The following is an 8,665-nucleotide window of genomic DNA, read 5'->3' as shown; positions in this document are numbered from 1 at the left end:
TGGTAATGTGAATCGCATGAGGAAGCCCTTGGGTATCGACTGCTATATGTCTTTTTATTCCTGATATTTTTTTCCCTGCATCATATCCTTTCTTCTCCGCTGTATCAGTATTTTTAACACTTTGAGCATCAATAATTACAAAGCTTGTTTTCTCTTTCCGACCACTGCTTTTTCTGACCTCGCCAACCAATTTTTTTTAAAACTATTTCAAGAATACTCTTAGAATTTTTATTATCTTTTTTATTCCAAAGAGGGAAATAATAATCACATAATTCCCATTTAGGATATTCTATGGGTAACATACGCCACTGGCAACCACTTTTTAAAATGTACAAAATTCCACAAAAAATATCATAATACCTTAATGAGAAGATTTTAAACAGGCGCTTAGAGCTAATAAATGGTCTCCAAAAAAATTAAACGATTTCTGTATTTTTGGTTCTGCTCTTTATAGTCCTTGTGATGGAAATATTAGATCTCTTGCATAACCAATAAGCAATCTAAAATTTTAAAGTATTTTAATCCAGGAGATATAATTGTTTGAGCGATATAGCTGGAAATGCTTTTGTTAAGATTAGGAATCTATAAATGAAAGCTTTGAAATAAGGGGTTATGCAAGAAATCTAATCTCTAGATCAATTTGAAGATCTTGAGCCCATGATCATGGATATAAAAAATCCAGCCGGGAATTACTTGGCTATTCATAAAAGTGAAAATGAAATCATTGTTATTTTAGCAAATTTGATGAAGGGATCTCTTCTGGTTAAAAGAGGAGATGTAGTTAAAAAAGGTCAACTCATTGCTAGAGTCGGGAACTCCGGTCTTACATCAGAGCCCTATCTACATATTCATGCGGTATTAAATCATATAGGAGACTTTTTATTTATGGGAGAAGGCATTCCTATAACATTTAATCAGCGATTTCTTGTTCGTAATGATCTCATTTGCTAGGTTCCATGGATGTAATTGACGCAATAAAAAAGAGCGGGATACGCCGCAGAAAAAGAAAATAAGAAGTTATTCAGCCCCATGAAAATTGCATTGAATACATGAAAGAGAAATCCAATGGCAAAGAATAGGATCGTATACATCGGATGAAAAAAGAGCACTGTAAAAAATAGCATTTCAAATAAGAATACAAACCAGCTTAAGAAAGTGGTCAACAGATGCTTGCAGCTAATGAGTTGAAAAAAGAAACCATGACCATAACATTTTGTGCTAAAAATTCCATGTAGAGCGGATGATGTACGCCACATGGGAGAGATTAGTTTATTAAATCCAGCTATGAAATAAGAGGTGAGAAGCTCGCCTGCTATAAACAGTAGGCACGCTGTTGAAATGGAAGAATCCACTCCAAATAAGCTCCCTATGGATAGCGCAAATAAAATCACTAGAGTCATTTGATATGATCCATCCAAACCGTAAGGAGTTCTAAAATTCATTAATAAGTTCAAAAAAAAGACAGAGCAAATAAGAGTAGGAGAGATAATGTTTAACAAAGAAAATATGAATAATAAGAGAGAAGCAAATGCTCTTAAATAGATAGAGCATTTGAAGACATGATCTTGTAATAGTACATTAAAGAGTCTTTGCCTTAAGTCTTTTGCACGCCATTTGAAGCTAAGTTTTGCTACTTTCCAACTAAGCAATCCCGTTGGCTGGAAAATAGACCAACTTTTCAAATCTTCCAAAGATGCAATGAATAAACCCATCGATAAAATACATAAAGTAACTTGATAGGTAAAAGCAATATTTTTAAACGCTAAATAAGGATTCATGGATTACCTTTTGCTTATAGGATGCACATCGGATAGAAACATAACTTTGTAATCATGTACCCTGGAATTGGTGAGAATGAGAAATTGCATTTTCTCGGAAGAGGGCTTGTGATCTAGAGAATCTACGTAATTTAAGATTTGTAAGTAAGAGAGACTAATATATACTTGTCTTTTATCTTGTGCTGCATGACTGAAATTAATAAGATCTACTGCAAGGTCTACAAAAGCTTTGGTAAATCTGTGCTCTGGGTTCCAGAAGAAAGAATAGATAGAGCGTTTTTCTTTCAGGATATAGAGATCTTGCCATTCTTCTACTTCTTGGTTGTTAATCTCTCGATATAATAAGTGATAATCAAATGTATTTGGAGTAGGAGCGAAAAAACTCCAGCCGGGAATAAGCTGTGTACACATAGGGAAGCGGTTCCATAGGAAACTCAGTTTTTTAAACCCTCTTAAGAAACTTAATAGAAGAATAAAACAAAAAATACCTTTGATAAATACAATCATTTGATGACCTACTCATTTTTGAGATATTTTATAAATATCCCCGGTTAAGGGGATATCGTTTATAGGTTCTTATTTGTTAAGAATATTTTGTCTCATGTCTAACAATTGGTTTACATCTAACTTTGATGTTGGAGTATTTTCGGGATCTATAGGAAGCTGAAAATTCTCAGCGTCTCTTCCGGATTTTGTGATTAAAAAGAGAGTTACAATAGCTATTGCTACTGCTGCAGGAGCATACTTGGTGTTATCAGCTGCGAAATAGGGAGCTAATTCTTCCTTACCTACTAAATGCTTAGCAGCAAAATTAGGTTGATTTGTTTTAAGGGATCTTCTGTTTCCTATGATGGGGTTTTTCTCTAAGAAGAAGTTGCTAATTTTAGATGATATTCCATCTACAACAACAGGTTTTTCTGTATCTGTTATTGCTAATGTGTGACTTAGGTTAGTTATTCTCTGTTGAATTTCCATGTTAATACCTCTGCTTAAAATCTTTGAAAGATACATATTTACATTTGTGAAGCACATTTCCATGTATTCTTCATAAAGATTTATCTTTCAAATGATAAAGGCATGTTAAATTTTAATTAGACTTATTTGCAAATAAAAAAGTATAGGGATGCTTTGTATGTAATCTAGAAAAAATGGTTTTCCCTTGAGGATTTTTAAAGAGAGAAATTAATCATTTTTCCATTATAGAAAACTTGTTGTGCGTCTAGATATGTTTTGAGAAAAGAACTTTTCTAGGGGAACAATCACTGGATAAAGGGTTTGTAAATGTTTTTTAATAGCAGTAACTAATGTCTGTAAATCTGGGTAGTAGTCGGAGAGCTTACAGATAAACTCATGATGGGCTCTACCAGCGCGATAAGAGGGTGTTTTTTTAGGATGTAATAAGCAATCCATATAGTTAGGATTGTAATCCCATAAAAAACTGGTGTGATGTAGCCAACGCTCTTTTCTTACATATTGTGCGTTGCCTCCAAATTTTTTATCTCCTAAGACATAGTCATTTTCTTTTAAGCAAAAATCAGCATTAGCAAAAATAGGACGATAAAAGCCTTCGCTCCAACGCATAATCGGTTCTGGGTAGGCAGGAAAAGAATGTGTGTTTTTGGAGAAGACAAAGGTAACAAAAAGAGTGTTGTGATCTACTACAACAGTCCCTCCTCCGCTGAATCTTTTAATAAGGGGAATATGATAAGAAGTGGCTTTTTCTATGTGGACCAATTCCTCTTTTTTACCCGAAATTCCAAGCACAATAGCGGCAGAAGAGCCGTGATTAATCAGGCAAAAATCTTCTGTGTGGTCTCTTAAAAGAGATTCTTCTAAAAGCAGTTGATCAAAAATGGGGGTATTTTTTAGCTCTAGTAGATGAATAGGCATTAAGGCCTAGCTTTTAGAGAGACTAAGAGAACGGAAATATCTGCTGCGGAAACCCCTGAAATTCGAGAGGCTTGACCTAAAGTAATAGGATGCACGCGGTGTAGTTTTTCTCTAGCTTCATTGCTAAGGCCTGTAACGTTTAGAAAGTTAAATTCTTTGGAGATAGCAATTTGTTCGATTTTTTCCAATTTTTCCGCTTCTAGAGATTGTCTTTGAATATAGCCTGCGTATTTGAGCTGCAATTCGACTTGTGTATTTATTTCTGTTCCTAAATCCATTGCGATAGCAGGGAATTGCTGAATGAGGGTTTGATAGGTAAATTCCGGACGGCAAAGAAGCTGCGCAAGGCTGCTGCTTTTGTCTCGGATAGTGTGATGGTTTTGGGATAGAATAGAAATTTGTTTTTCAATCGCTGCTTTTTTTTCTAAGAGACGTTGATACTGCTTTTGATCGATCAGACCCAAAGAATGCCCATATTCGCGCAAACGAAGATCGGCGTTATCTTGTCTTAGCAAAAGACGATACTCCGCTCTACTTGTAAACATGCGATAGGGTTCATCGAGCTCTTGAGAAATCAGTTCGTCAATCATAACTCCAATATAGGCTTCTGATCTTTTTAAAATAAATGCAGGCTGGTTTTTCACTTGCGTAGCAGCGTTAATCCCTGCAATCAATCCTTGCGCTGCAGCTTCTTCATATCCAGTTGTTCCGTTAATTTGGCCAGCGAAAAACAAACCTTTGATTTTTTTCGTTTCTAAAGTAGGGTATAGTTGACCACTTTTTACAAAATCATATTCAATGGCATAAGCAGGGCGCATGATTTCGGCTTTTTCAAGACCTGCAATGGTGTGTAGCATCTTGATTTGTATATCAAAGGGAAGCGAGGAAGAGATGCCATTTACATAAATTTCTTCTGTTTCTAAACCCTCTGGTTCTAAAAAGATTTGATGGCGTTCTTTATCGGGGAAACGAACGATTTTATCTTCAATCGATGGGCAATACCGTGGCCCAATGCCTTGAATAATTCCAGAATACATCGGAGATAGATGTAAATTATCGCGAACAAGCTTTTTGGTTTCTTCGTTGGTATATGAGATCCAACAAGGGATTTGGGTCAGCCCAGGTATTTCAGGAGGGTCATAAGAAAAATATACATTTTCATCACCCTCTTGTGGTTCAAGCTGAGAGAAATCAACACTGCGTTTATTGATACGAGGAGGAGTCCCTGTTTTTAGGCGACCTAATACAAAGCCAAGCTCTTCTAAGGTTTTAGAAAGACCCATCGAAGATTGATCACCAGCTCTTCCTCCTGGGATTTGCGTATGACCAATATGAATCAATCCTCGCATAAAGGTGCCAGAAGAGATAATTACGGTTTTTCCATAAAAAGCGATCCCTTCTAAAGTGGTAACCCCTAGGATGTGATCTTCTTCAACAAGGAGTGTTTCAATGCTGCCTTGTTTAATTTCTAGGAAGGGGGTTTTTTCCAGGCGATGCTTCATAAGAGATGCATAGGCAAACCTATCGCATTGAGCTCTAGGAGACCAAACAGCAGGCCCTTTTGATGCATTGAGCATACGACGTTGGATAGCTGTTTGATCAGCTATCTTGCCCATAATGCCACCTATTGCATCGATTTCTCGAACCATTTGTCCTTTTGCTGTACCTCCAATAGCTGGATTACAACTCATTTTAGCAACCGTATCGAGCTGCATGGTAATGAGTAATGTCTTTACTCCCATGCAAGCAGAAACATGAGCAGCCTCACAGCCCGCATGTCCTGCTCCAACAACGATTACATCAAATATTTCAGGATATTTCCACATAGTTGATGGTATCTTAAATTTTAGATACTTTTAAGATTTTTTATGACGATCGCGACGTCTTCTTTTTTTTCTTTTGTGCTTAGCAATTTTTGCGCGGCGCTTTTTCTTTACAGATGCCATAAAAAGAGATTTTCTCCCGTTTTTTTAATCCATTTAATTAAAAAATAAAGACTTATCCTACAGCAGAGAGTGAAAAAAAGTAAAGCTCTAAAGTTTTTGTAAAGTGTTTTTTAAGAGTTGTTGAAAAAAAAGTTTTTAATTTGGGTTAAATGCAGCAAAGGCTTCTGCGTTGTCTGAGAAATCAGAATCAGCCTGTAAAGGGGAATAATTGACAAATTGTGCTAATTCTTTACGGTAAGTTAAATTTATATTACCAATAGCTCCATGCCGATTTTTAGCAACAATTAGCTCTGCTTGGCCAGGTTTGTCATAAGGGTCATAGTACTCACGGCGTAATAAAAACATCACAATATCGCTGTCTTGTTCAATACTGCCAGATTCTCTTAAATCACTCATCATAGGTCTATGCCCTGTTCTTTCTTCTACCTTACGAGAGAGTTGCGATAGACAAAGAATAGGCAGAGAAAGTTCTCGTGCAAGTGTTTTCATCATACGAGAGATTTCAGAGATTTCATTTTGACGGTTTTCTTGACTTCGGGAAAGACCAGATCCAGTAATGAGTTGTAAATAGTCAACAACCAAAAACTGGATATTATGACTCTCTTTCATACGACGAGCTCTAGCTCTTAAGTCTGTAATCTTTAACCCAGGTTGATCGTCTATGATAACAGTCGCTTCCATCATAGAATTTACAGCAGCAACAATTCTTTGGTATTCTATGCCATTTAAAGAACCTGTGCGAATCTTATCAGAGGCTACTTCAGATTGGCTACAAATCATGCGATGTAATAATTGTTCAGCGGTCATTTCTAAAGAAAATACACCAACGGGCAGCCCGGTTTTAAAAGCAACATTTTCTGCTATATTTAAAGCAAGTGCTGTTTTTCCCATGGCAGGCCTTGCAGCTAAAATCATCAGATTTGAAGCGGTTAAACCATTAATCATTTTATCTAAATCTATAAAATGAGAAGGGATGCCTGTGATTCCTAGATCTTCGGGTCCTTTTTGTTGATATTTCTCTTGCTTTTCTTGTAATGCTTTTAGATAAGGGAGCTGCACTTCAGAGCGCACGCCTGAAAGCAGATCTTTAATAGAAACCCCAGCGCATGGACTAGCTGATTGACTGATTAAAAAAAATTTACCCTGAGCTTCATCTAATAAGATGCTAACATCACTGGGTTCATTTAAAGCTGCTTTTTCCACCTCTTGTGCAGCTACGACCATTCTTCTTAAGGTGGATTTGCTGCGAACAAGATCTACATATTCTTCAATATAAGCAGAGCTACCAGCGTATTGAGCTAATACTGTTAAATGGGCAATTCCACCTACATAGGAGAGTTTTTGCTGTCTTTTAAGCTCTTCTGCAATTAAGTGGATATCAGCTGGTTTATCATTACGGTATGCGGTCTTTAGGGCTTGAAAGATGATTTTGTGTTCTGTGAAATAAAAATCTGCTTCGTCAAGGCCGTCAGCTGCTACATTGAGACTATTAATATTGGTTAACATAGAGCCTAGCACCATCATCTCTGATTCTTTAGAGTGAGGGGCTGATTTTATTTTGGGCGATGACTTTGACATAAAAAACCTCAAACTGCAGTATCTTTTATTTAGCAATATAAGAAAAGGCTGTGTTTTAAGAAACGCAGCCAAAGATCGGAAAGAGTGGGATTTGAACCCACGGTACCCGTGAGGGTACGCGTCCTTAGCAGGGACGTGCCTTCGGCCACTCAGCCATCTTTCCTTAAGATGATGCTAGCTAGTTTATATGCAAATAGATTTACAAGCAACTCTCAATCTATCCCATTTGATTCTAACGGTTTTCCATTGAGGGCATTCCAATGGCTGGTATGCAAGGAACCATCGGGATTTTGTACAACAATACAATGAACCGGAAGGTAGACAGAAGCGGTTTTTCGAATAGCAAAGTCTTCACCAAAAGCTGAGCTAGTAATTCTTTCAATTTGTGAAAGAGAATAACGCCTAGATACGCAAAGAGCTTGGCGGTAGGGTTGAGTGACTAAACGCTCTTCAATGAGAGTAGAGGGAGTAATTTTTAATTTAGGATTTTCTAAATGCAGTCGATAACGCCCTCCGTGTTGTACAATCAATTGCTTACGACGACAGGTTTCAATCAGTGCATCGATTACCTCTGTTTCTACATGAATATTTTTACGTAAATCCTCTCGATGGATCACGCCTCCTTTTTGAGCGATTGCATTGATGATTTTGAACTCACGACGATCTACATTTGCATTAATGCAATCAGCGAACCCATGTGTTTTATCCCAATCCTTAGCATTAATTACCATTTCTCCATCGGTTAAATCCCATAATATAATCCCTTCTTTTGTTTTCGCATCAGATGCGCTGTATTTAACTTCTAAAAGTAAATAAGGATAGAATTTCAAAGAAGGTTCGAGATATTGATGTTTAGCATCTTTAAGCAAAATCTTTTGTTGAGACTCCATGATTTGTTCTGCTGTATAGCGAATCTCTAGTGTATGAAAATGTCCTATGTTTAGTACATCTTCTACTTTATTTTTCCAATCGGGTTTGTTATAAGAGGCCCACCATAGACCATAGCCAAGAGCTCCTAGGCTAAATAAACTAAATAAAAGACGCATCTATTCTCCTTGTCTGCCCGTTTGTTAATGATATATCAAATTTTAGAAAATGATGTAACTAATTGGATGATTTTCATCCATTATGAGGGTAAGTTGAATAGTTTTCTAGATCCAAACCGTTTATGAGTTTATTAGGACAAACAAATATTCTGTTTAGAAAGTAGCAAGATCATAAGAAGAATGGTTTAGGAAATGCATTACTTCTAGATCGCTAACAGGATCAAAGACATGATAAAAATTAGAGATTTTTCCAAAAAAGGAAGGGGAAAACAAACACGTGATTTGTTCATTTGAGATTTTTGCAACGGACTAGTTAGGTAATATTTTCCTAAGAGCCTGTTTAAAATCTTTTCAAAAGTAGAGCAATAAAAGCAAGAACCACCATATTCAGGCTTGTATGTAGTTTTCTTTCGCAATTTTTCCATAG

General features: G+C 36.6%; 9 protein-coding genes, 1 tRNA gene and 2 pseudogenes. 1 reads left to right on the top strand and 11 read right to left on the bottom strand.

What is annotated here, in order from left to right; translation table 11 throughout:
* Positions 1-356: pseudogene (locus RHOW815_RS08600) on the bottom strand (transposase); the annotation flags it as partial.
* 301 nt (positions 357-657) lie between these two features.
* Between RHOW815_RS08600 and RHOW815_RS05170 the strand changes: the two are divergent.
* The gene (locus tag RHOW815_RS05170) at positions 658-951 is read left to right on the top strand and encodes a M23 family metallopeptidase (RefSeq protein ID WP_215217267.1); all 294 of its coding nucleotides are present in this window, start codon (positions 658-660) and stop codon (positions 949-951) included.
* Here RHOW815_RS05170 and RHOW815_RS05165 read toward each other — a convergent pair.
* The 10 genes and pseudogenes from RHOW815_RS05165 to RHOW815_RS05120 all read right to left on the bottom strand — a co-directional run.
* The gene (locus RHOW815_RS05165) at positions 948-1,778 is read right to left on the bottom strand and encodes an HTTM domain-containing protein (RefSeq protein WP_215217266.1); all 831 of its coding nucleotides are present in this window, start codon (positions 1,776-1,778) and stop codon (positions 948-950) included. The genes RHOW815_RS05170 and RHOW815_RS05165 overlap by 4 nt on opposite strands.
* A gap of 3 nt (positions 1,779-1,781) precedes the next feature.
* The gene (locus RHOW815_RS05160) at positions 1,782-2,285 is read right to left on the bottom strand and encodes a hypothetical protein (RefSeq protein ID WP_215217265.1); all 504 of its coding nucleotides are present in this window, start codon (positions 2,283-2,285) and stop codon (positions 1,782-1,784) included.
* 69 nt (positions 2,286-2,354) lie between these two features.
* Entirely contained in the window at positions 2,355-2,753 is a 399-nt protein-coding gene (locus RHOW815_RS05155) for a hypothetical protein (RefSeq protein ID WP_215217264.1), read from the bottom strand.
* 222 nt (positions 2,754-2,975) lie between these two features.
* Entirely contained in the window at positions 2,976-3,668 is a 693-nt protein-coding gene (locus tag RHOW815_RS05150) for a lipoyl protein ligase domain-containing protein (RefSeq protein ID WP_215217263.1), read from the bottom strand.
* Entirely contained in the window at positions 3,668-5,494 is a 1,827-nt protein-coding gene (gene mnmG / locus RHOW815_RS05145) for a tRNA uridine-5-carboxymethylaminomethyl(34) synthesis enzyme MnmG (protein ID WP_215217262.1), read from the bottom strand. Before mnmG ends, RHOW815_RS05150 begins: the two co-directional genes overlap by 1 nt.
* Before the next feature lie 30 nt (positions 5,495-5,524).
* Entirely contained in the window at positions 5,525-5,614 is a 90-nt protein-coding gene (locus RHOW815_RS09075; protein WP_138107291.1) for an AURKAIP1/COX24 domain-containing protein, read from the bottom strand.
* 135 nt (positions 5,615-5,749) lie between these two features.
* The gene (gene dnaB, locus RHOW815_RS05135) at positions 5,750-7,192 is read right to left on the bottom strand and encodes a replicative DNA helicase (protein ID WP_215217261.1); all 1,443 of its coding nucleotides are present in this window, start codon (positions 7,190-7,192) and stop codon (positions 5,750-5,752) included.
* Positions 7,193-7,268: 76 nt separating this feature from the next.
* Positions 7,269-7,355, bottom strand: a tRNA-Ser gene (locus RHOW815_RS05130).
* A 49-nt stretch (positions 7,356-7,404) separates the two neighbouring features.
* The gene (locus RHOW815_RS05125) at positions 7,405-8,238 is read right to left on the bottom strand and encodes a hypothetical protein (protein WP_215217260.1); all 834 of its coding nucleotides are present in this window, start codon (positions 8,236-8,238) and stop codon (positions 7,405-7,407) included.
* Between the two features lie 340 nt (positions 8,239-8,578).
* Positions 8,579-8,665, bottom strand: a pseudogene (locus tag RHOW815_RS05120) (IS5/IS1182 family transposase); the annotation flags it as partial.

This window comes from Candidatus Rhabdochlamydia sp. W815 (assembly GCF_018642185.1).
Lineage (GTDB): Bacteria > Chlamydiota > Chlamydiia > Chlamydiales > Rhabdochlamydiaceae > Rhabdochlamydia > Rhabdochlamydia oedothoracis.
Note: the sequence above shows the minus strand (reverse complement) of the source record. Positions and strands in the feature narration are given on the sequence as shown.